This is a genomic window from Micromonospora sp. S4605 (genome assembly GCF_003176715.1).
In the GTDB taxonomy this organism is placed as follows: Bacteria; Actinomycetota; Actinomycetes; order Mycobacteriales; family Micromonosporaceae; genus Micromonospora; species Micromonospora echinaurantiaca.
This window is the reverse complement of the sequence record NZ_QGSW01000064.1, coordinates 1-1,440: the sequence shown is the minus strand read 5'-3', so window position 1 is coordinate 1,440 and position 1,440 is coordinate 1. Positions and strand designations below refer to the sequence as shown.

Here is a 1,440-nt window from a genome sequence, read left to right as displayed (position 1 = left end):
CAGGCCCTGGGTGGCGGCGGCGAACCCGACCCCGGCCCCGTGGGGCTCGGTGCGGGTGCTGCTGCTGCACGGCGACCACGCCGGCGGGGCGTCCGCCGGCACGGTGGCCGGCGAGTCCGCCCGGCGGGCCCGGCAGGCGCGGGCCGGCGAGGGCGCGCTGGCCCGGCTGGCGGCCGAGTGCGGGGCGAGCCTGCAGGTGGTGGCGGCGCCGGCCGCCGCGCCGATGGAGGACGAGCCGGCGCTGAGTGGCGAGCAGGTCGAAGCGGCCCTGCGCGAGGGGTGGCGGCTCGCCGAACAGGCCGCCGACGCTGGCGTACGGCTGCTGGTGCTGGCCGCGTGCGGCGCCGGCACCGAGGCCGCGGCGGCGGCGGTGCTCGCCGCGACCGCCGGCGCGGAGCCGCCCGCGGTGCTCGGCCGGGTGCTGACCGACGCGGGCGAGATCGACGACGCGGCCTGGATGAGGCGGTGCGCGGCGGTCCGCGACGCGCTGCACCGCACCCGCCGCTCCCCGCGCGGCGCGAAGGACGTGCTGGCCGAGCTGGGCGGCGGGGACATCGCGATCGCCACCGGCGTGCTGCTCGGCGCGACGGCCCGCCGGGTGCCGGTGATGCTGGACGGCCCGGTCGGGCTGGCCGCCGGCATGGTGAGCCGGGACCTGGCCGGGCAGGCCCGGCACTGGTGCCTGCTGGCCGACCACGGCGGGGACCCGGCCGCCCGGCTCGCCGCCGACGTGCTGGGCCTGACCCCGCTGCTCGACGTGCGGCTCGACCTGGGCGAGGGGGCGAACGCGCTGGCCGCGCTCCCGCTGCTGCGCTCGGTGCTGGCGCTGGCCGCCACGCTGCCCACCCACCCCTCGCTCACCGCCGGCGCTTCCGGCCGGCAGGAGCCGGAGCCGGGCGAGGACGAGGAGGAGGACGAGCGCGAGTTCGTCGAGCCGGAGCCGGCCGGGCCGGGGCCGACCACCACCGAACCGGACGGCCAGCCGGTGGACCCGTCCGGCCGGCGTGCCGGCTGACCGGCGGCTCGGCGACGGGGCGCGGCTGGCGCTGACCACCTTCAGCACCCTGCCGGTGCGCGCCGGCCGGATCGACCGGTCGGTGGCGGGCACCGCGATGGCGCTGGCCCCGGCGGTGGGGGCGCTGCTGGGCGCGCTCCTCGCCGGGCTGCTGGTGCTCCTGGTCGCGGTCGCGCCGCCGCTGGTCGCCGCCGGGGTGACCGTGGGCGCGGGCGCGCTGCTCACCCGGGGTCTGCACCTGGACGGGCTGGCCGACACGGTCGACGCGCTGGGGTCGTACCGGCGGGGGGCGGCCGCGCTGGAGATCATGAAGAAGCCGGACGTGGGGCCGTTCGGGGTGGCCGCGCTGGTGGTCGTACTGCTGGTGCAGGCCGCGGCGCTCGCGGAGCTGGCCGGGCGGTCGTGGCCTGCCAGCTCCGCGAGCG

At 80.6% G+C, this 1,440-nt stretch carries 2 protein-coding genes; both read left to right on the top strand.

The window, feature by feature from the left end:
* A partial coding sequence (locus DLJ47_RS03285; protein WP_146228018.1) for a nicotinate-nucleotide--dimethylbenzimidazole phosphoribosyltransferase occupies positions 1-1,015 on the top strand: 1,015 nt, incomplete at its 5' end.
* Positions 1,005-1,440: adenosylcobinamide-GDP ribazoletransferase (locus DLJ47_RS03280; RefSeq protein WP_146228017.1), on the top strand; the 436-nt coding region annotated here is incomplete at its 3' end. The genes DLJ47_RS03285 and DLJ47_RS03280, both read left to right, overlap by 11 nt.